The organism is Allostreptomyces psammosilenae (assembly GCF_013407765.1).
GTDB lineage: Bacteria > Actinomycetota > Actinomycetes > Streptomycetales > Streptomycetaceae > Allostreptomyces > Allostreptomyces psammosilenae.
This window is the reverse complement of sequence record NZ_JACBZD010000001.1, coordinates 136,035-157,500: the sequence shown is the minus strand read 5'-3', so window position 1 is coordinate 157,500 and position 21,466 is coordinate 136,035. Positions and strand designations below refer to the sequence as shown.

Sequence of the window (21,466 nt, the reverse complement as noted above, 5' to 3'; positions counted from 1 at the left end):
CCGATGCCGAAGGCGGTGAGCTGGAACAGCCCCATGGTCCGGCGCAGGCTGTGCCCCTCCGCGTCGGCTCCCCCCTCGGCGATCTGTGCTTCGACGGGCTTGATCCGCAGGGATGGGCGTGGGGTGCTGCCGGGCGTGGGCATGGTGGTTCCTCGTTCCTACTTCCCGGGCCGGCGGACGGAGCGGTGGCTCCCCGCGCGGCCCATGGGCCGGACACGCGACCGGGAGGGGACCTGGACGGTGGTCCGCCGCCCTCCCCGGTGCGGCCGGTGACGTGGGGAATCCCCTGGGGCTCACCACGTCCTCGGCCGGCGGCCCCGGGGGTGGTGTCCACCATCCCAGAGCCTGTCCCTTTGATCCCTTAAGGAATCCTTTGGCCGCATGTGTCCGGTTGCTCCGCTTGCGCAGCCATTGTGCCCTGTCCCCGCCACGCCCCCGGCATGGCGCCCCGCGACCGGCCGCCACGCCCCGGCACCGTCCGCCCGCGCGCGGCGGCGCCGGTCAGTCCCCGAGGGTCGCCACCATCAGCGCCTTGATGGTGTGCATGCGGTTCTCCGCCTGGTCGAAGACGATCGAGTGCGGCGACTCGAACACCTCGTCGGTGACCTCCAGGGCGTCCAGACCGTAGCGGGCGTGGATGTCTCGGGCCACGGCGGTGCCGAGGTCGTGGAAGGCCGGCAGGCAGTGCAGGAACTTCACCCGCGGATTGCCGGTGGCCCGCACCACGCCCATGTCGACCTGGTAGGGCAGCAGCTGGGTGATCCGCTCGTCCCACACCTCCTTGGGCTCGCCCATGGAGACCCACACGTCGGTGTAGAGGAAGTCGGCGTCCGCCACGCCCTCGGCCACGTCCTCGGTGAGGGTGACCCGGGCGCCGGTGGTCTCGGCGAGCCGGCGGGCGTCGTCGATGACGTGCTGCTCGTTCCACAGCGGGCGGGGGGCGACCATGCGGATGTCCATGCCGAGCATGGCTCCGGTGATCAGCAGGGAGTTGCCCATGTTGTTCCGGGCGTCGCCGAGGTAGGCGAGGGTGACGCCGCTCAGCGGCTTGTCGCTGTGCTCGCGGATGGTGAGGACGTCCGCGAGCATCTGGGTGGGGTGCCACTGGTCGGTGAGGCCGTTCCACACCGGCACCCCCGCGTGGTCGGCGAGCTCCTCGACCAGGGCCTGGTCGCTGCCCCGGTACTGGATGCCGTCGAACATCCGCCCGAGGACCCGGGCGGTGTCCTTGACGGACTCCTTGTGGCCGATCTGGGACCCCGCCGGGTCCAGGAAGGTGACGTGCGCGCCCTGGTCGTGGGCGGCGACCTCGAAGGCGCAGCGGGTCCGGGTGGAGGTCTTCTCGAAGATCAGCGCGATGTTCTTGCCCCGCAGCCGCGGCTGCTCGGTGCCGGCGTACTTCGCCGCCTTGAGCTGGGCGGCGAGGTCGATCAGGAAGACGAACTCCTTGGGGGTGAGGTCGAGTTCCCTGAGCAGACTGCGGTGCCGCAGGTTGAAGGCCATGGCGGTTACCCCTCTTGGTTGGTGGCGCGGTCGGCGGGGCACCGATCATACGCAATGTTATGCAGAGGTTGGAAACATTATGCGCGTTCGGTTCTCTGGCCGCCACACCACCGGCACGCGCCGACGCGCCTGCGCGCGGCCGGCACGCGCAGGCCCGCTCAGTCGACGGCGTCGCGCTCCACCGGGCAGCTCATGCAGCGGGGCCCGCCGCGCCCCCGGCCGAGCTCGCTGCCCTGGATCTCCACCACCTCCACGCCGTGCTTGCGCAGGTGCGTGTTGGTGGTGACGTTCCGCTCGTAGGCCACCACCACGCCGGGGCGCACGGCCAGCACGTTGCAGCCGTCGTCCCACTGCTCCCGCTCGGCCGAGTGGACGTCCTGCACGGCCGTCAGCACCCGGATCGACGGCAGGCCCAGGGCGGCCGCGATCGCCCGGTGCATGTCCTCGGGCGGGTGGTCCGTCACCTTCAGCTCACGCCCGCCGTCACCCGGCTCGATCGTGTAGCTGGGCAGCATGCCCAGACCGGAGTACTGGGTGAAGGTCTCGCCGTCGACCATGGTCATCACGGTGTCCAGGTGCATGAAGGCCCGCGACTTCGGCATGTGCACGGCCACGATGCGGCGGGCCGATCCGCTGTGGAACAGGTTGTGCGCGAGCAGTTCCACCGCCTGCGGCGTGGTCCGCTCGCTCATCCCGATCAGCACCGCCCCGTTGCCGATCACCAGCACGTCCCCGCCCTCGATCGTCGACGGGTACTGGGCCTCGCCCTCCGCCCACACGTGGAACGGGGCGTCCCGGAACATCGGGTGGTAGCGGTAGACGGCCTCGAAGTGCACCGTCTCCCGGCGCCGGGCGCGCCTGCGCATCACGTTGATGCTCACCCCGTCGTACACCCAGCAGGAGGTGTCCCGGGTGAACAGGTGGTTCGGCAGCGGCGCCAGCAGGAAGTCGTCCGGCCGCTCCACGTGGAAGCGCACGCTGACCGGCTCCGGCGCCCGCTCCAGGTACTCCCGCTTGGTCATGCCCCCCACCAGGTGGCGCACCAGCTCGGCGGAGGACATTGCCTCGAAGACCGCGCGCAGTTGGTCGGTGGCGAGGATGCCGTACTCCTTGGTGTCGAACACCCGGTCCAGCACCAGGGCACGGGCCGCCTGCTGGTCCAGCACGGTGCGCAGCAGGTCCGTGAACAGGTGCACCTGGACCCCGAACCCGCGCAGCACCTCGGCGAAGCCGTCGTGCTCCTCCTGCGCCCGGGCCACCCACAGCACGTCGTCGAAGAGCAGCTCGGTGCGGTTGCGCGGAGTCAGCCGCTTCAGCTCCAGGTCCGGCCGGTGCAGGATGACCTGTCGCAGCCGCCCCGTCTCCGAACGCACCGCCAGCACCATGACTCCTCCACCGTGGGGACACGTGGGACATGCGTCTGCCAAGGACACGGGAGTTATACCCAGGCGCGTCCAGGGTCACCGCGGGCCGGTGCGGGCCGCGCCGGCCGGTGGCGCGCGGGGCGTCACCGGCCGGCGTCCGGCCGCACGACGTCACAGTCGCGGGTCCACCGGCTCGGACTCCAGGGCCAGCACGGCGAAGACCGCCTCGTGCACCCGCCACAGCGGCTCACCGGCCGCCAGGCGGTCCAGCGCCTCCAGCCCGAGGGCGTACTCGCGCAGCGCCAGCGACCGCTTGTGGCCCAGTCCCCGGTCCCGCAGCCGGCGCAGGTGATCCGGACGCGTGTACTCCGGCCCGTAGACCACGCGCAGGTACTCGCGTCCACGGCACTTCACCCCGGGCTGCACCAGGGTGCCGCGGCCGTCGGCCCGTTCGGCGCGCACCAGGGCGTCCAGCGGCTTGACCACCATGCCCTCCCCGCCGGCCTCGGTGAGCTCCCGCCACCAGGCGACGCCCTCCGCCACCGACCGCTCGTCCGCCAGCGTCACCAGCCGGCGGCCGGTGCGGGCCAGCACGGCGGTGTCCCCACCGCCCGCCGCCCGCTCCCGGGCGGTCAGCCGCTCGTCGGCGTCGACGAGCCGGTCGATCCAGCCGAGCTGGACGTCGTGAGCGACACCGGCCAGGTTGCGCCCCCGCGCCGGGTCGGCGCGGCCCGCGGCCAGCACCTGGAAGGGGGCCAGCCGCACGCCCCGCAGGCCCTGCGTCGGCCAGCAGTAGCGGCGGTAGGCGTCGGTGAACGCCGCCGCGTCGGCGAGCCGCCCGGCGGTGCGCTCCGCCAGGTCCCCGACGTCCACGCCGCGGGCCCGGGCGGCCTGGAGCGCCCGCAGCGCCGGCGGCAGCACCGCGCCCGCGGCGGCTCCGACGGCCGCGTACTGGGTGCGCAGCAGCCCTTCGGCCTTCAGCGACCACGGCATCAGCTCCGCGTCCAGCAGCAGCCAGTCCGCGTCCAGCTCCTCCCACAGGCCGGCCTCCCGCACGGCCCGCCGCACCCGGTCCAGCAGCCGCTCGGTGGGGTCGCGCTCCGGGTCCGGGCCGCCGTCGGCGGTGGCCACCCGGTCGAAGAAGGGCCGGCCGGTGCGGGTGTGGACGGCGCCCGTGGTGCCGTCGGAGACGTCGAAGCGGGTGGCCGCGGTCTCCGCGTCACGGCACAGCAGCACCACGGCGCGGGATCCCATGTGCTTCTCCTCGCACACCACGGTGGCCACGCCGTCCGCCCGGTAGGCGGCGAACGCCTCCCTCGGGTGCTCCAGGTGGCCCTCCTCGGTGGAGGTGGCGCACGGCGCCATGGTCGGCGGCAGGTACACCAGCAGCCGTGGGTCGAGCGCGAACCGGCTCATCACCTCCAGCGCGGCGGCGGCGTTGTCCTCCCCCACGGCGATCCGGCCGTGGTGCGCCGTCTCCACCACCCGGCGCCCGGCCACGTCGCGCAGGTCCAGCGGGCGCCCGTCCCGGCCACCCGGCGCGGCCGCGGCCAGCGGACGCACCGGCTCGTACCACACGCGCTCGGCGGGCACGTCGACGAGCCGGCGCTCCGGCCAGCGCAGGGCGGTCAGGCGGCCGCCGAAGACGCAGCCGGTGTCCAGGCAGAGCGTGTTGTTCAGCCACGACGCCGCCGGAACCGGCGTGTGCCCGTAGACCACGGCCGCCCGGCCCCGGTAGTCCTCCGCCCACGGGTAGCGCACCGGCAGGCCGTACTCGTCGGTCTCCCCCGTCGTGTCGCCGTACAGGGCGTGCGAGCGCACCCGGCCGGAGGTGCGGCCGTGGTAGCGCTCCGGGAGTCCGGCGTGCGCCACCACCAGGTCGCCGCCGTCCAGCAGGTAGTGGCTGACCAGCGAGTCCAGGAAGGAACGGACCCGCTCCCGGAACTCCTCGGACTCCCCGGCCAGCTGCTCCAGGGTCTCGGCGAGGCCGTGGCTGGCCGTCACCCGGCGTCCGGCCAGCGCGCGGACCAGCTTGTTCTCGTGGTTCCCGGGAACGCACAGCGCCGTGCCGGCGGCGACCATCCCCATGACGAGGCGGAGCACCCCGGGGCTGTCCGGCCCGCGGTCCACCAGGTCGCCGAGGAACACCGCGGTCCGGCCCTCCGGGTGGGTGGCGCCGACCGGGCGGCCGGCGTCGTCGCGCTCCAGGCGCCATCCGAGGCGGAGCAGCAGCGCCTCCAGCTCCGAGCGGCAGCCGTGCACGTCCCCGATCAGGTCGAACGGGCCGGTCAGGTGCCGCAGGTCGTTGTAGCGGCGCTCCCGGACGATCTCGGCGGCGTCCACCTCGGCGGTGCCGCGCAGCACGTGCACGGTGCGGAAGCCCTCGCGCTGCAGTCCGCGCAGGGAGCGGCGCAGCTCGCGGTGCTGGCGGGGGATCACGTGGCCGCCCATGGCGGCCCGGTCGGGGCGCGCGGCGTTGCGCTCGGCGCACACCCGCTGCGGGACGTCCAGGACGACGGCCACCGGCAGCACGTCGAACTCGCGGGCGAGCGCGACCAGCTGCCGGCGGGCCTCCGGCTGCACGTTGGTGGCGTCGACCACGGTGAGGCGGCCGGCCGCCAGCCGCTTGCGGACGATGAAGTGCAGCAGGTCGAAGGCGTCCGGGGTGGCGGCCTGGTCGTTCTCGTCGTCGGCGACGATGCCGCGGCAGGCGTCCGAGGCGACCACCTCGGTGGGCCGGAAGTGGCGGCGGGCGAAGGTGGACTTGCCCGCGCCGGTGGTTCCGACCAGCACGACCAGGCACAGGTCCGGGATGGCGAGCCGGCGCCGGGCGGGGGCCGCGTCGGCCGACCCGGTGGCGGGACCGGTGGCGGGGTCGGTCGGGGGCGTGGTTCCGGCGGGGCCGGTGGGGGGCGTGGTGGTGTCGGTGGTCATGGCCGGGCTCCGGTGGCGCTGGTCGGGGTGTCGGTGCGGTCCGCGCGGGTGAAGAGGGCCAGCTGGGTGGGCGGACCGACCTCGGGGTCCTCGTCGCCGACCGGCCGCAGGTCGGCGCGGTAGCCGTGACGGTCCGCCACCCGGCGCGCCCAGGCCGCGAACGTGGCGCGGTCCCACTCGAAGCGGTGGTCGGGGTGCCGGACGTGCCCGGCCGGCAGGGTCTCCCAGCGCACGTTGTACTCGGCGTTCGGGGTGGTCACCACCACCGTGTGGGGGCGGGCCGCGCCGAAGACCGCGTGCTCCAGCGCGGGCAGCCGCGGCGGATCCACGTGCTCGATCACCTCGCAGAGCACGGCCGCGTCGTATCCGGCGAGCCGGTCGTCGGTGTAGGTGAGCGCGCCCTGGAAGAGCCGCAGTCGGGCGGCCTGGCGCTCCGGCATGCGGTCGAGGCGCAGCCGGCGCCGGGCGACGGCCAGCGCCCGGGCGGAGACGTCCACGCCCACCACCTCGGTGAAACGCGGGTCGGCCAGCAGGTCCGCGAGCAGCCGGCCGGAACCGCAGCCGAGGTCGAGGACCCGGCTGGCGCCGGTGGAGCGCAGGGCGCGCAGGATGGCGTCGCGGCGCAGCTCGGCCAGCGGCCGGCTCCGCTCCTCCGCCGGCCGGCCGCCCCGCCCGGGGGCATCGGTGGTCGCGTCGACCGGGGCCGGGGGCAGGGGCAGGGCGGGGTCCGGCTCCGTCTCCGGCCCCGCTTCCGGGTCCGGCTCCGCCACCGCGTTGTCGATCTCCTCCGCCGCGGCGTCGTCCACGGCGGCAAGCCGGGCGAGTTCCAGGCGCTCCAGGGCGGTGCGGGCCAGCGCGCGGGACCGGGCCAGGTAGCGGCGGGTGATCAGTTCCCGCTCGGGATGGCCGGGCAGCCATCCCTCCCCGGTGCGCAGCAGCTTGTCGACCTCGTCCGGGGCCACCCAGTAGTGCTTGGCCCCGTCGAGCACGGGCAGCAGCACGTACAGGTGGCCGAGCGCCTCGGCCAGCCGCAGCGTGCCCTCCAGCACCAGGTCGACGTAGCGGGAGTCGCCCCAGTCGGGGAACGCCCGGTCCAGCGGCACGGTCTCCGCCCGCACCCGCCACCCCAGGGGCTCGAACAGGCGGGTCGCGATCTCGGCCCCGCCGCGGGCGGGCAGCGCCGGCACCTCGACGCGCAGCGGCAACGCGGCCGCCGCCAGCTCCGGTCGGGCCTCGCAGCGGCCCCGCAGGGCGCTGGCGAACACCGTGCGCAGCGCCACGGCGAGCAGCGAGGAGGCGGCGTACGGCCGGTCGTTCACGTACTGGGCGAGCGCCGCGTCCGGTGCGCCGCCCCGCCCCTTGCCGCGCCCCCGGCGCACCAGGGCGACGGGGTCGACCTCCAGCAGCAGCGCGGCGGTGCACCGCCGCGCGGTCGCCTCCGGGTAGAAGACGTGCGCGTCCCCGTAGGACGTGGAGAACCGCTGCGCCCGGTCGGGGTGCTTGTGCAGCAGGTAGCCGAGGTCGGTCGCGGGGTGGGCGTCGGAACCGGTGGTGCTGATGGTGAGGAACACCTCAGCGAGTATCGCGGGGTGACGGCGCGTCGGGGTACCGGTTTTCGCCGACCCGCGTGGTGTGCCCCGGGCCGGGTGGTGTGCCCGGGTGCGCCCCGGCCGGGCGGTGGCTCCGGCCGGGGCGGTCCGGCGGGGTCAGTCCAGCTGGGGCTTGATGTCGCTGGCGACCAGCTCCAGGTGGTCCAGGTCGTGCAGGTCCAGCACCTGGAGGTAGAACCGCGTGGTGCCCAGCTCCCGGTAGCGGCCGATCTTCTCCACCACCTCGGCGGGGGTGCCGGCCAGGCCGTTGCGGCGCAGCTCGTCGGGCTCGCGGCCGATCGCCGCGGCGCGCCGGGCCACCTCGGCGTCGTCCTTGCCGACGCAGAGCACCAGGGCGTTCGACCAGGTGAGCTCGTCCGCGCCGCGGCCGTGCGCGGCCAGGGCCTCGCGCACCCGGCCGAACTGGGCGGCGGTGTCCTCCAGCGAGGTGAACGGCAGGTTGAACTCGGTGGCGAAACGGGCGGCGAGCGCGGGCGTGCGCTTCGGTCCGGTGCCGCCGACGAGCAGCGGGACGCGGGCCTGCGCGGGCTTGGGGAGGGCGGGGCTGTCGGTGAGGGTGTAGTACCTGCCGGAGTAGGAGAAGGTCTCCCCCACCGGGGTGTCCCACAGGCCGGTGACGATCTCCAGCTGCTCCTCCAGGCGGTCGAACCGCTCCTTGGGGAACGGGATGCCGTACGCGGAGTGCTCGGCCTCGAACCAGCCGGCGCCGAGGCCCAGCTCCACCCGTCCGCCGGACATCTGGTCGACCTGGGCCACCTGGATGGCGAGGATGCCGGGGTGCCGGAAGGTGGCGGACGTCATCAGGGTGCCGAGCCGGATCCGGCTGGTCTCCCGGGCGAGGCCGGCCAGCGTCGTCCAGGCGTCGGTCGGGCCCGGCAGGCCGTCGACGTCGCCCATCTTCAGGTAGTGGTCGCTGCGGAAGAACGCGTCGTAGCCGAGTTCCTCGGCGGTGCGAGCGACGGCGAGCAGGGTGTCGTAGTCGGCGCCCTGCTGGGGCTCGGTGAAGATGCGCAGATCAGTCATGGGAACCATCCTGCCGAACTCCGCCGGGCCGCGGCGCCCGGGGGCCGCTCGCCACGGAGCCCGCGGCGCCCTCCGTGGCGAGCGAGGCGTAGGTCAGGGTGTCGAGCAGTTCGTTCAGGCGTCGCGTCAGCTCGTGCGCGGCGTCCACCCCGTCGACGCACTGCCAGTACTGCTCCTCCTCCTCGGCGGCGCAGGAGATGGCCATCATCGCCACGGCGGACTCCTGGGCGAGCCTGCGCAGCAGCTCCACCGTGCGCGGCGGGTCGGCCAGGCCGGTGAGGCGGGCGGCGCGCACCGCGCGGGCGCCCGGGGGCGCGTCGGGGCCGAAGACGGCGGCGGCGTCCCGGGCGGCCCGGAGGAGTCGGTCGGCCACCGCCGTCGGCGGGTCGGGGTCGATGGAGCCGACGGCGGCCCCGGCTGGGTGGACGGCGGCCTCCGGGTGGGCGGCGGCCTCGGCGTGGGGCGGCACGGGGGTGCCGCGCGCCCCGCCTCCGGACGTCGACGCCAGCATCGCCGCGACCGCCTCGGTCAGGTGGAAGGCCTGCCACACCTCGGCGAGCACCGCGCGGGCGTCACCGGCCCGGGCGAGTGCGTCGATCCCCGCTCGTGCCAACCTCTCCGCGTCCATCGTGAACACCTCCGAGCCCGTGCGGACACCCCTGGTCGGGTGCCCCTCCGGACCGGTGTGAGGCCAAAAGGAGCACCCGAGTCCAGGATCGGGCGCGGGGCAGGTGCGCAGAAGGGGGTTTCCGCGGCCTGTGGAAAACTCCTGTCATGAGCAGAAAGGCACCCTGATCAGGGGGCGGCGAAGATCTCCATGGCGCGCTCCTGGTCCGCCCCCGACCAGTCCGGGAGGTAGACGACGCGGCCACCGTCCGCCATCAGGCCGGTCCCGCTCACCCGGCCGGTGTTGTCCTGCGGGAACTCCACCGACGGCGTGGCCCGCTCCTGGCCGCTGCCCGCGTCCAGGTACACCAGGCGGGACTCCTCCATCAGCAGGCCGTCGACCTGCAGCAGCGGGACGGCGTCGGCGTCGCCGGCCAGCAGCAGGTTGCTGTAGCGCACGTCGAGCGGGTACTCCCAGGCGCGCTGCCCGGTGGTGGTGTCCACCGCCAGCAGCAGGCCGCCGTTGTAGTCGTCCTTCTGCAGCACGGCCACCAGCAGGTCGCCGTAGAGCATCGTCTGGTTGTCCGGCACCGGCGTGAACGCGGCGGTGCTGTCCATGCCACCGTCGGTGTCGGCGTCCTTCACCTCGCCGATCGGCCGGCCCAGTCCGTCGTAGGTGACCAGGCTGCCGTTGCCCTCCGCGTCGGTCTGCCAGACCACGTTGGGGTCAGCGGAGACCACGACGGCCTCCCCGTGCCCGGGCAGGTCCGTCTTCCACTGCACCACGCCGCTGTCCGCGGCGAGGTACTGCAGTTGCGACGGCACGCCGGTGCAGTGGTAGACGAGCAGGACGCCCTCGGCGGAGGTCGCCATGAAACCGGCCGCGCAGGTGCCCGCCTCCTGCGGGTACTTCCACAGCGGCTCGCCGTCCGCGACCGCCAGCGCCTCGACCGAGGAGCCGTTGAGGACGACCGCGGAGTCGGTCAGCCCCATCTCCAGCGAGGCGCCGGCACCGGCGTCGGTGAGCTCCCGCTGCCACTGCGCGCGGCCGGTCACCAGGTCCACCAGCGTCACCAGCCGGCAGCTCTCCGGGGCTTCGCCGAACCGCTCGGTGCCCCACGCCACGACCGCCTGCCCGGACGAGGTGGTCGACGCCGAGGCGGCGCAGGGAGCCAGCCCGGCCTGCGGCGGCGACATGCGCCACGCCTCGGCGCCGTCCGTCACCGAACGCGCCGTCACGCCCAGCCGGTCCACCCGGACGGCGAGGTCCCCCGCCGTCCAGGCCCCCATCACCTCGGCGGGCGCGGCCTCCTGGTCCACCGGCAGCGGTTCGGCGTCGGCCGCCGGCCACACCCGCCGCAGGGAGTCGCCGGCCGGTGTCGCGTCACCCGAGCCACCGGAGGGGGCGGACGCGGAGGCCGACGCGTCCCCGCCCGGCCCCGTGCCGCCGTCGTCGCCGGAGACGACGGCCCACACCCCGCCGCCGACCAGCACCACGGCGAGCGCGCCGGCGCAGGCCGCCAGCAGCGCCCGGGAGCGACCACGGCGCGGGCGCGCGCCGCCGGCGTCCGGGTACCCGTGGGAGGGGGCGGGCGGCGTCCCCGTGCTGCCGCCCGGGGCGACGACGGACGCCCGCTCGCCGTGCATCGTCTGGGTGGTGCGCTCCGGCGACACCCCGTGCGGCCCCGGCAGGCCCGGGGCCGGGGCACCGGCGGCCCGGGAGGCGGGATCGGGAAGCGGGGGCGGCACCTGCCCCGAGGCGATCGCCAGCAGGCGCTGCCGCAGCGGCCGGGCGCCCAGGCGGCGCTCCGGCTCCTTCTCCAGCAGCGCCGCGATCGCCTCCGCCAGGTGCGGGCCGCCGTCGCCGTCCGACGGGATCTCCGGCTGGTGGGTGAGCACGGCGTGCAGGGTGGCGCCGGTGCCCTCCCGGGCGAACGGGCAGCGGCCGGTGAGCGACTCCAGCAGCACCACGCCGAGCGCCCACAGGTCGCCGGCCGCCTCCGGGGGGCGGCCGTGCAGCCGCTCCGGGGGGACGTAGGCGAGGGAGCCGACGATGCCGCCGGCCTCGGTGAGCGCGGCGTCGTCGTCGGCCTGGGCGATGCCGAAGTCGGTCAGGACGATCCGGCCGCGGTCGTCCAGCAGGATGTTGGACGGCTTGACGTCGCGGTGCAGCACCCCGGCCTCGTGCACGGCGGTGAGGGCGTCCAGCACCTGCAGGCCCAGCCGGGCGGTCTGCCGCGGGGAGAGCGTGCCCCGGCGCAGGATGTCGCTGAGCGTGGTGCCCTCGACCAGCTCCATCACGATCCACGGCTGGTCGTGCTCCACCACCACGTCGTACACGGCGACGACGTTCGGGTGCGGCACGGCCCCGGCGGTGCGCGCCTCCCGCAGCATCCGCTCGCGCTGCACCATCCGGCGCTGCTCCGGCAGGTTCGGGGACTCCAGCAGCTCCTTCAGGGCCACCCTGCGGCCGAGCACGGTGTCCTCGCCCTCCCACACCGTGCCCATGCCGCCGGCACCGAGCCTGCGGCCGAGCCGGTAGCGGCCGGCGACGGTTCGGGCGGCCGGGTCGGGGGAGGGGGCGCCGGGCGGCGCGGGCCACTGCTGGTCGTCGGGTCCGGGCATCACAGGTTCCGTCCGGTCGGCTGGGAGTCGGGCAGCGGGGAGGGGAGCGGCCGGCGGCGGGTCGGGCCGGTGCCGGCCACCGTCGGGCGGTGCGGCGCCGGCCGTCGGCGGGGCCGCGGCAGCGGGGTCACCGGGGGTCCTTCCGGGCGAAGACGGCGGGCGGCTGCATCACGCTCTCGGCGGTGACGGTGACCAGCAGGCCGTCGTGCAGCAGCAGCCTGCGGTCGCCGGTGTCCGACCAGAACGGCGAGTCCGGGCCGACCGCCTCGGGGTTCTCCACGGCGAGGTCGCCGACCGGGGTGGCGGCACCGGTTGCCGCGTCCAGCAGGTGGAGCTTGGCGACGTGCCCGCTCTCCGGGTCGGCGGCGACGAGCAGCCCGCCGTCCACGGCGGCGACCGGGGTCATCGCCCGGTCGCCGGGGGTGTCGATCTGCCACAGGGTGCGCCCGCTGGGGACGTCCAGCGCAATCACGATGCCGGCGCCGCTGGCGAACGGGCCGAAGCCCAGGTAGAGGGTGTCCTCCTGGCGCACCGGGGTGTTGCGCAGGCGGTAGTCGGCCGCGACGCCCTCCGGGGTGTACTTGGGCAGCGCCACCTCCCCGGCGATGCGGCCGGCCTGGCCGTCCGGGGTGCCGTAGAGGACGACCCGGTCGGCGTTGTCGTCGCTGGCGCCGCGGCGCACGATCACCAGCGGGTCGAAGCCGAGCACCTCGATGCCGGTGACGTCCCCGCCGAGGTCGTCGGACCAGGTGAGGTCCTCGCCGGAGCCGGGGCGCTCCATCACGACGACCGACTCCGGGAAGCCCTGGACGTCCTCCCCGGTGCAGCTCTGGTGCATGACCAGGCGGTCCCCGCCGGCGGCCATGCCGGTGATCAGGCAGCCGGGGGTGGAGCCGGCCCCGTCGGTGACGCCGCGCGGCTCCCCGCTCGCCCGCCGGAAGCTCTGGACGGCGGCGCCGTCCCAGGTGGCCACCATCTCGGCGGCGACGCCGACGGCGGCGATGTCGAGGGGGTCGCCCTCGGAGTCCTCGGTGGCGCGCCACGCCTCGGCACCGTCGCCGGTGGCCACGCCGAGCAGGGTGGCGCAGGGCGCGTCCTCGTCGGCGTCGCGGAAGGCGACCGCCCCGATGCCGTCCTCGACGGTCGGCGACATGGCGCACAGCCGGCCGCCGTCCGGCGGGGTGAGCTGCCAGGCGGGCTCGCCGGTGGCGAGGTCGTAGGCGCGCAGGCCGTTGCTGTCGCCGCGCACCACCTGGTCGTCGAGGAGCCAGGTGCCGAGGTAGTCGACGTCCACGAGGTCGCCCTCGACCGGCCCGGTCTTCCAGACCACCGGCCAGGCGGCGGCCTGGTCGGCCGAGGGGGACGGGGAGGCGCCGGGGTCGTCGCCTCCGGCCCCCTCCGGGCCGAGGCGCAGGTAGCCGAGGCTGCCCAGGACCAGGGCGGCGACGACGGTGACGGCCAGGGTGGCCGCGGCGGTGGTCGCCACGGTGAGGGCGCGCCGCGGGCGGCCGGGGCGGCTCCCCGGCCGGTCGGCGGCGTCGGCCGGCCCCGCCGGGCCGGAGGGCTGGGAGCGGTCCGCGCCCGGCGGGGTGGCCGGACCGGGAACGGGGAGGGGACGGCCGGCGGGGGTGGCCGCTGGTCCGGAGAGTGTGGTTCCGCGCAGGTCCAGCTGCATGGTGGACTCCGCCGGGCGCTCCGGCGCGGGGGCCGGCGGTGGGGGCGGGGGCGCGTCCTGCGCGTAGTCGCCGTACAGCGGCATCGCGATGTAGGGGCCGCCGCCGGTGGGGTCCGCCACCGGGCGGCCCCCTGCGGTGGCGCCGGCGTCGGTCGCCCCGCCGTCCCCGGCGGCGGCGCCCGGCCCCGTGTGCCGCGGTCCCTGGTCGTGCTGTGGATCGTGGTCGGACATCTCCGCCCAGCTCCCCCTTCGTCGTTCCGTCCCCGCCCGTGCCCCGCCGACCGGCCCGCCCGTGGCGTGGGAGGGCCGCGGCGGTCCACGCGGCGTGGTGCGTCGCCGCCTCGGCGGCGGCGCGCGGTCTGTGCCGCCCGGTCGCGCGGCGCGTTCCCGTCCCGGCTGCCGTGGAAGGCGGCGTCATGTCCGGTTCCCCTCCCGCTCCGTGACGGTCCGGGGGCGGCCTGGGCCTCCCGCGCGGGGGGAGGCCTCCCCCGCCCGACGGGTCGCGCCCGCCGACCGGCGGGCGAGGAGGTAGGGCAAAGAGGACGAGACCGGCCGATCCTATGGGGACCGCGCGGCGTGGTCATCCCGCGCGTGGGCCCGGTGGCCGAGGTGATACGTGATCGCAGCACGGCCGCGGCGGAACGCGGACGGCGTCGGAGCGTGCGGCCGGCGGCCCGGCGCTCCCCCGGCGCGGCGGGCGCCGCCCGGGATCGGGGATGATGGCAGCCCACACGTGCGAGGAGGTCGTCGGCGGGATGACGGCGCGAAGCGGTGACGTCGGCGGTGACGTCGGCAAGGTGATCGCCGGTCGGTACGAGCTGACCGGGCGGATCGGCTCGGGCGGCATGGGGACGGTCTGGCGCGCCCAGGACCGGGTGATCGGCCGCCAGGTCGCCGTGAAGGAGCTCCAGCTGCCACCGGAGATGGCCGAGGGCGATCCGGCCCGGCTGCAGGAGCGGATGATGCGCGAGGCCCGCAACGCGGCCCGGGTGCGGCATCCCGGTGTGGTGGCGGTCTACGACGTCCCGGTGGAGGACGGCCGGCCGTGGATCGTGATGGAGCTGGTCGACGGCAAGTCGCTGGACGCGGTGGTGGCCGAACGCGGGCCGCTGCCGCCGGCCGAGGTGGCCAGGATCGGCCTGCAGGCCCTGGAGGCGCTGGCCGCCGTGCACGCGGCCGGTGTGCTGCACCGTGACATCAAGCCGGCCAACATCCTGCTGGACCGCCGCGGCCGGGCGGTGCTGACGGACTTCGGCATCGCCCGGGCCTCCTCCGACGCCACGCTGACGGCGACCGGCGCGGTGATGGGGTCGCTGCGCTACCTGCCGCCGGAGCGCTGGCTCGGGCAGCGCGCCCAGGAGGCGTCGGACCTGTGGGCGCTGGGCGTGGTGCTGTACGAGCTGGCGGTGGGCCAGCCGCCCTTCCCGCCGGACGCCTCGATGGGATCGCTGCTGGCGGCGGTCTCCGGGGACATCACGGTGCCGGCGCACCTCGGCGCGCTGGCGCCCGCGCTGGAGCGGCTGCTCCGGTCGGACCCGGCGAACCGGCCGACGGCGGATCAGGCCATCGTCGAGCTGCGCGCGGTCGCGGCCCAGCCCGGTCCGGCACAGGGCCAGGGCCAGGGCCACGGCCAGGATGTGGCGCAGGGCCAGGGCCACGGTGCGGCGCAGGGTCAGGGGTACCCCCAGCAGCCGGCGCAGCAACCGCCGTACGGGTACCCGGGACAGCAGGCCGGCCCGCAGCCGGGGCCGTACCCCACCGGGGCGGGCGGGCACGGCGGGCAGGGGCTGCCGGAGCAGCGGGGCGGCTACGCCTATCCGCCGCAACCGCAGCCCCAGTACCAGGGCCCGGGGCAGCCGTCCTACGGGTACCCGCACCCGCAGGCCCAGCCGTCGTACGAGTACCCGCAGGCGCGGCAGGCCGGGCACGCCGCCCAGCCGCAGGCCCAGCAGCCGTACGCCCAGCAGTCGTACGCCCAGCAGTCGTACGACCAGCAGCCCCCGGCGCCGCAGCAGCCGCTCCCGCCGCGGCAGGCGTCCTCGCCCTACTCCGCCGGTGCCACCGGGCGCGGCGCGTCGGGGGGCGGGCGCGGCCGGACGCCGTGGATCCTGGGGGGCGTCGTGCTGGTGGCCTGTCTGGCACTGGTCGGCTACCTGGTGTGGTTCCGCGGCCCGTCCGTGGAGTACGCGAGCGCCCAGAACCCCGAGCTGGGGTTCGTCATGGACGTCCCGGCGGACTACCTCGGCGAGGTGGACGGCGACCTGGCCACCTGGGAGACCGCCGACGGCGACCACGAGGTGGCGATCCAGCGGTGGCCGGCGGACCTCCTCCCGGAGGAGGCGCCCGCCGACTTCCTGACCTGGTCGATCAACACGGCGCAGAACCCGAGCACGCCCCCGGACGCCGAACCGCTGCTCCAGGACTACAAGGAGCTGACGCCGCCCACGGCCACCACGGCCGCCGGCCACGACAACGCCGCCGAGAGCGTCTACACCTACCGGCTCAACGAGAGCACGGCCCGTGACGCCTCGATCGAGGTGGACGAGACGCAGACGCTGTGGCGGTCCGCCCTGATGGTGGTCGACGACCGCGGCATCGGCTACTGCCTGACGGTGACCGTGCCGCAGGAGGACGCGGAACTCGGCGAGGAGCTGTACCAGCGGGCCAAGGAGTCGCTCCAGCTGACCGGCACGGACGCCACCGAGCCCACCGACTGAGCCGCGCCCGGAGCCCGCGTACCCCCAATCCCTCGCGCGCGCCGGCCCGGCCTCACTGCGGGGTCGGGTCATCCGGCAGCAGCGTGCTCCAGCCGGTGCGGGGGTCGCGGTGGCAGCGCACCACGCGGGCGCTGGGGACGCGGGCGGCCGGGGTGGGGTCGTGCAGGGTGGTGAGCAGCCGCAGGTGGCCCTTGGCGGTCATCTCGGCGGCGAGGTGGAGCAGTGCGGCGGTCTGGGCGGCGTCCAGCCCGGCGTCCAGGTCGTCGGCCGCCACGGTCAGTGAGCGCAGGCCGTCGGGCACGCCCATGCCGTCGACCGCCAGCAGGTCCGGCCCGGTGAGCAGGACGGTGGCGAAGGCCAGGTGGCGCAGCAGCCCGTCGGCGAGCAGCGGCGCGGGCATCAGGCCGAAGGGCGTCTCGTGGACGGCGAGGGTGACCCGCTCCGCGGCCCGGGGCGGTGGCGGGTCGGGGACCACCCGCAGGTCGGCGACCTGCTGGGGGGAGGCCTCGCGCAGGGTGCGGACCAGGCGGCCGTAGCGCTGCCGGCACTCGCCGGCCATCCGGGCGACGACGGCGGAGAGGTTGTCCGCCCGGGGGCGGAGGGTGGAGTCGGCCACCGGCACGGGGGCCCGCATCAGGGCGGGCACGGGGTGGAGCGGGAAGACGTGGCGTAGGGCGGTGACGACGGCGTCCGTGGCGCGCAGCACGCGTTCCTCGGCGGGGGTGGCCCCGGGGACGCGCAGCGGCAGCTGGGGGAGCATGGGGCGGTCGGGGGCGAGGTCGGCGGTGGCGCGCCGCCGTCCGCGGGCGGCGTGCAGCCAGCTGGTGCGCAGCGTGGCCGCGCCGTGGTGGTCGGTGACGGCCTCGGCGAGGCAGTCGTCGGCGCCGCGGAGGGTTTCGCGGACGATGCCGGGCGTGGGCAGGGTGGCGATGGCGATGTCGTAGCGGACGGTCCCGTCGGGGGTGGCCACGGCGCAGCCGAGCTGGAAGCCCCTGCTGCCGGCCGGGGGGCAGTGGGCGAGGCCGCCGCGGACGGGTTCGGTGAGGCGGCCGTCGTGGTCGGCGGTGCCGTCGAGCGCCTGGTCGAGGGGGAGGCCGAGGGCGAGCCGGGCGAGGACGTCGAGCGCGTCGAGCACGTTGCTCCGGCCGCTGCCGGCGGGGCCGGTGAGCACGGTGAGCGGGGCGAGGCGCAGGGTGGCGCGGCGGTAGGAGCGGAAGGCGGTCAGCCGCAGTTCCTCGACGGTGGGGCGCAGTGCCGGCCGGGCGGTCCCCGAGGGGTTCGGACCGGGGGCGGCGTCGCCGTGCTCGTCGGGCGGTCGGCGGGTGGCGTGCGGCGGGGCGGTGGGGGTCGGCGGCCGGGGCGCGGGGACGCGTGGGTCGTACGGGCCTTCCGGCGGCGGGGCGGAGGGGGCGGATGGGGGTCGGGCGGGGAGCCGGCCCGATGATCGTCCAAGATCCACGGCAGGACCCTAGAGCGGTGCCGGCGGCGTACCGGCGGAGCGGTCCCCCACCCGGCCGAGCGCGCGGGGAAGCGCGCGGGGGCGTGCAGGCGCGGACCGACGCGCCCCGCCCCACGCCGAGCGACCGGCGCGCGGGCGCGGGGCGGCGGCCAGGCCGAACCGGCACGGGCGGCGGAACCGGGCGTGGGGCGGGGCGAGGCGCCGCCCGGCCCGCCCCGTCAGCCGTTCCGGCCGGCCGGGGCCGCCTCCAGGATGGCGACGCACTCGAGGTGGTGGGTCATCGGGAAGAGGTCGAAGGCGCGCAGGGCGGCGAGGCGGTATCCGTGGCGGGCGAAGTAGCCGAGGTCGCGGGCGAGCGCGGCGGGGTCGCAGGCCACGTAGGCCACGCGGCGGGGTTCCAGTTCGGTGACGGCGCGGACGACGTCGCGGCCGGCTCCGGTGCGCGGGGGGTCGAGGACGACGAGGTCGGTCCCGGTGATGCCGGTGCGCGGCAGCACGCGCTCCACCCGGCCGCGCTCGATCCGCACGTTGGTGTGGTCGCGGAGGTTGTGGCGGGCGTCCTCGACGGCCTGCTGGCCGGACTCGATGCCGAGGACGGCTCCGGTGGGCCCGAGCCGGTCCAGCAGGGCGCCGGCGAAGAGGCCGACACCGCAGTACAGGTCGATGGCGGTCTCGCCGGGGCGCGGGTCGAGGCCGTCCAGGACGGCGGCGACCAGGGTGTCGGCGGCGGCGGGGTGGACCTGCCAGAAGCCGCTGCCGGTCACCCGCCAGGTGCGCCCCGCGGCGCGTTCGCGGACGAAGGGGCGGCCGTGCACCCGGTGCACGCCGCCGTGGTCGTCCACCCGGACGATGGAGGTGGGGGCGTCCAGTCGGACCAGCGGCAGCATCCGGCCGGGGCGCGGGGTGATGACGACCGCGCGGTCGGTGGAGCCGGTGGCGGTGACGGCCTCCACGGTCTCCATGCCGGCCCACGGGTGTCCGGGCACGCCGAGTTCGTTGATCTCCGGGTGGGCGATGGGGCAGTGCTCCACGGGTTCGATGTCGTGGGAGCGGTGCCGGCGCAGCCCGGCGCGGCCGGAGTCGTCGACGGCGAACCGCACCCGGGTGCGCCAGCCGAGGCCCTCTCCGGGGGCTTCGGAGCCCTCCGGCAGGTCGAGCGGGACGGGTTCCACGGGGACCCGCAGGTCGAGGCCGGCGAGGCGGTGCAGCTGCTCGGCGAGGACGTCCTCCTTCAGCCGCAGCTGGGCGGCGACGGAGGCGTGCTGCCAGTCGCAGCCGCCGCAGCGGCCGGGGCCGGAGAACGGGCAGGGGGCGGGGACGCGGTCGGGGGAGGCGTCCAGGATCTCGACGGCGTCGGCGCGCAGGAAGCGGGAGGTGTCGGTGCCCTCGGTGACGGCGGCGACGACCCGTTCGCCGGGCAGGGCGTGCCGGACGAACAGCACCCGGCCCTCGTGCCGGGCGACGCAGTGGCCGCCGTGGGCGACGGGGCCGACCTCGACCTCGTAGCGCCGGCCGACCAGCGAGGTGCCGCCCGCCGGGTCGCCGGCGTCGGCGTCCGGCGGGGTGGGGCGCTCGGGGGCCTCCGGCCGCTCGGCGGGCCGGGCGGCGGGACGGCCGGAGGGGCGGCGGGTGGGGCGGTGCCCGGCGGAGGATCGGGACCCGGAGGAGCCGGAGCGGGCGCCGGAGGGGCGGGGGCGGTTCACGGGTGGGACTCCTCGGCGGGGTGGGGTGCGGGGGCGGGGCGGGCGCGTGTGCGCGGGTCGGCGGGAACGTTACCGGTCGCCGTCGGCCGGGGGCTCGCGCCGGGCCGCCGTGGGCTGTTTGGGTCGGGCCACGCCGGCCCGGACGGCGCCGGGCGCGGTCCACTGCCGGCGGCGGGTGAGCTGGCGGTGCGAGGAGTCCAGCTGCCACGGCACGGAGGTGACCATCACCCCGGACATGAACAGCAGGCGTCCCTTGAGCCGCAGCGCGCTCTGGTTGTGCAGCACCTGCTCGTACCACCGGCCCACCACGTACTCCGGGATGTAGATGGAGACGACGTCGCGGGGGCTGCTGCGGCGCAGGTTCTTGACGTACTCCACGACCGGCCGGCCGATCTCCCGGTAGGGCGAGTCCAGGACCTTCAGCGGCACGTCGATGCCGCGGGCGGCCCACTCGGCCTGCAGGGCGCGGGTCTCCTCCGGGTCGACGTTCACCACCACGGCCTCCAGGGTGCCGGCGCGGGCGGCCCGGGCGTAGGCGAGGGCCCGCAGGGTCGGCTTGTGGATCTTGGAGACCAGCACGATGGAGTGGACCCGGGAGGGCAGCAGGATGTGCTCGTCGGACTCCTCGGAGACCTTCAGTTCCTCGGCGACGGCGGTGTAGTGCCGGTGGATGCCCTTCATCAGCAGGAAGATGCAGGCCATGGCGACCAGCGCGATCCAGGCGCCGAGGGCGAACTTGGTGATCAGCACCACGATCAGCACCGAGCCGGTCATGAACAGGCCGAAGGCGTTGATCGCCCGGCTGCGCTGCATCTGCATGCGGCGCTTGCGGCCGCGTTCGGTGCGCAGCTCGCGGGTCCAGTGCCGGATCATGCCGGTCTGGCTGAGGGTGAAGGACATGAACACGCCGACGATGTAGAGCTGGATCAGCCGGGTGACGTCGGCGTCGAAGGCGATCACCAGCACCATGGCGAGCGCGGCCAGCATCAGGATGCCGTTGCTGAAGGCGAGCCGGTCGCCGCGGCTGCGCAGCTGCCGGGGCAGGTAGCTGTCGCGGGCGAGGATCGAGCCGAGCACCGGGAAGCCGTTGAAGGCGGTGTTGGCGGCGAGGACCAGGATCAGGCCGGTGACGGCGGCGATGAAGTAGAAGCCGGGGGCGAAGTCGCTGAAGACGGCCTGGCCGACCTGGGCGATGGCGGTCGACTGGTGGTAGTCCGCGGGGGCGCCGATGAGCTGGGTGGCCGGGTCCTCGGCGATCTTCACGCCGGTGATCAGGGCGAGGCTGATGATGCCCATGAGCATGGTGACCGCGATCAGGCCCATCAGCAGCAGGGTGGTGGCGGCGTTGCGGCTCTTGGGCTTGCGGAAGGCCGGGACGCCGTTGCTGATGGCCTCCACGCCGGTCAGCGCGGCGCTGCCGGAGGAGAAGGCGCGCAGCAGCAGGAAGGCCATGGCCAGGCCGCCGAAGGTGTGCTCGGCCTCCAGCTCGAAGGCGGCGCTCTCGGCCTGGATGTCGTCGCCGAGGAGGAAGTAGCGGAAGAAGCCGTAGCCGATCATGCCGATGATGCCGATCATGAAGGCGTAGGTCGGCACGGCGAAGGCGGTTCCGGACTCCCGCACTCCGCGCAGGTTCATGGCGGTGAGCAGGAGGATCACGCCGATGGCGACGGCGACCTCGTGGCCGCGCAGCGCCGGGACGGCCGAGGTGACGTTGGCGACGCCGGAGGAGATGGAGACCGCGACGGTGAGGACGTAGTCCACCATCAGGGCGCTGGCCACGGTGAGGCCGGCGTTGCGGCCGAGGTTGACGGTGGCGACCTCGTAGTCGCCGCCCCCGCTGGGGTAGGCGTGGACGTTCTGGCGGTAGGAGGCCACCACGGCGAGCATCACGACCACCACGACGAGGCCGATCTGCCAGGAGAAGCTGTAGGCGGCCATGCCGGCGACGGAGAGGGTGAGGAAGATCTCCTCGGGGGCGTAGGCCACCGAGGAGAGTGCGTCGGAGGCGAAGACCGGGAGGGCGATGCGTTTGGGCAACAACGTCTCGCCGAGCTTGTCGCTCTGAAGCGCCCGTCCGATAAGGATGCGTTTGGGCAGATCCGTCAAATTCGGCACACCGAGGATGGTACGGCCTGTTCGAATGATGATGTGAGTCGTATGAGCGCGGTGGGGTGAGCCGCCACCGGGCGTGACGCGGACACGCCCATGGGTGTCCGCGGGCGGTGGTGCGTGGTAACCAGTGGCCGC

General features: G+C 75.6%; 14 protein-coding genes (1 of these 14 running past the window's edge). 1 reads left to right on the top strand and 13 read right to left on the bottom strand.

Going from position 1 to position 21,466, the window contains the following annotated elements:
• The 10 genes from FHU37_RS00580 to FHU37_RS00540 form a co-directional block, all read right to left on the bottom strand.
• Positions 1-143, bottom strand: the 5' end (the start) of a protein-coding gene (locus FHU37_RS00580; RefSeq protein WP_179812272.1) for an APC family permease. 1,309 nt of this gene lie to the left of the window's left edge; the window shows 143 of its 1,452 coding nt (coding positions 1-143); its start codon is at positions 141-143; its stop codon lies beyond the left edge, outside the window.
• Between the two features lie 358 nt (positions 144-501).
• Complete coding sequence (gene argF / locus FHU37_RS00575) at positions 502-1,503, bottom strand: ornithine carbamoyltransferase (protein WP_179812271.1); 1,002 nt, start codon at positions 1,501-1,503, stop codon at positions 502-504.
• A gap of 158 nt (positions 1,504-1,661) precedes the next feature.
• Positions 1,662-2,888 (bottom strand): arginine deiminase, encoded by a 1,227-nt coding sequence (locus tag FHU37_RS00570; RefSeq protein WP_179812270.1) that lies wholly within the window; start codon positions 2,886-2,888, stop codon positions 1,662-1,664.
• A 150-nt stretch (positions 2,889-3,038) separates the two neighbouring features.
• Positions 3,039-5,801 carry a polynucleotide kinase-phosphatase gene (locus FHU37_RS00565; protein WP_179812269.1) on the bottom strand — a complete coding sequence of 921 codons (2,763 nt, stop codon included), beginning with the start codon at positions 5,799-5,801 and terminating at the stop codon, positions 3,039-3,041.
• A complete protein-coding gene (locus tag FHU37_RS00560; protein WP_179812268.1) occupies positions 5,798-7,372 on the bottom strand; it encodes a 3' terminal RNA ribose 2'-O-methyltransferase Hen1 in 1,575 nt (524 codons plus the stop codon). Before FHU37_RS00560 ends, FHU37_RS00565 begins: the two co-directional genes overlap by 4 nt.
• A 135-nt stretch (positions 7,373-7,507) precedes the next feature.
• Complete coding sequence (locus FHU37_RS00555) at positions 7,508-8,443, bottom strand: LLM class F420-dependent oxidoreductase (protein WP_179812267.1); 936 nt, start codon at positions 8,441-8,443, stop codon at positions 7,508-7,510.
• On the bottom strand, positions 8,427-9,062 hold the full coding sequence (locus FHU37_RS00550; protein ID WP_179812266.1) for a DUF6099 family protein: 636 nt from the start codon (positions 9,060-9,062) through the stop codon (positions 8,427-8,429). The genes FHU37_RS00555 and FHU37_RS00550 overlap by 17 nt, the downstream gene beginning before the upstream one ends.
• A 167-nt stretch (positions 9,063-9,229) precedes the next feature.
• Positions 9,230-11,665: a serine/threonine-protein kinase gene (locus FHU37_RS00545; RefSeq protein WP_179812265.1), complete on the bottom strand. Its 2,436-nt coding sequence runs from the start codon at positions 11,663-11,665 to the stop codon at positions 9,230-9,232.
• Entirely contained in the window at positions 11,665-11,796 is a 132-nt protein-coding gene (locus FHU37_RS28795) for a hypothetical protein (protein ID WP_281394515.1), read from the bottom strand. Before FHU37_RS28795 ends, FHU37_RS00545 begins: the two co-directional genes overlap by 1 nt.
• Positions 11,793-13,571, bottom strand: a complete 1,779-nt coding sequence (locus tag FHU37_RS00540; protein WP_179812264.1) for an outer membrane protein assembly factor BamB family protein — start codon at positions 13,569-13,571, stop codon at positions 11,793-11,795. Before FHU37_RS00540 ends, FHU37_RS28795 begins: the two co-directional genes overlap by 4 nt.
• Before the next feature lie 524 nt (positions 13,572-14,095).
• On the opposite strand from FHU37_RS00540, the gene FHU37_RS00535 reads away from it, so the two are divergent.
• Positions 14,096-16,057, top strand: coding sequence for a serine/threonine-protein kinase (locus FHU37_RS00535; RefSeq protein ID WP_179812263.1), 1,962 nt, complete (start codon positions 14,096-14,098; stop codon positions 16,055-16,057).
• 52 nt (positions 16,058-16,109) lie between these two features.
• Here the strand turns inward: FHU37_RS00535 and FHU37_RS00530 are convergent, their stop codons facing one another.
• The 3 genes from FHU37_RS00530 to FHU37_RS00520 all read right to left on the bottom strand — a co-directional run bounded on the left by FHU37_RS00530 (position 16,110) and on the right by FHU37_RS00520 (position 21,334).
• Positions 16,110-17,516: an AAA family ATPase gene (locus tag FHU37_RS00530; protein ID WP_179812262.1), complete on the bottom strand. Its 1,407-nt coding sequence runs from the start codon at positions 17,514-17,516 to the stop codon at positions 16,110-16,112.
• Between the two features lie 218 nt (positions 17,517-17,734).
• On the bottom strand, positions 17,735-19,036 hold the full coding sequence (locus FHU37_RS00525) for a class I SAM-dependent RNA methyltransferase (RefSeq protein ID WP_179815918.1): 1,302 nt from the start codon (positions 19,034-19,036) through the stop codon (positions 17,735-17,737).
• 252 nt (positions 19,037-19,288) lie between these two features.
• Complete coding sequence (locus tag FHU37_RS00520; RefSeq protein WP_179812261.1) at positions 19,289-21,334, bottom strand: APC family permease; 2,046 nt, start codon at positions 21,332-21,334, stop codon at positions 19,289-19,291.
• Positions 21,335-21,466 lie beyond the last annotated feature (132 nt).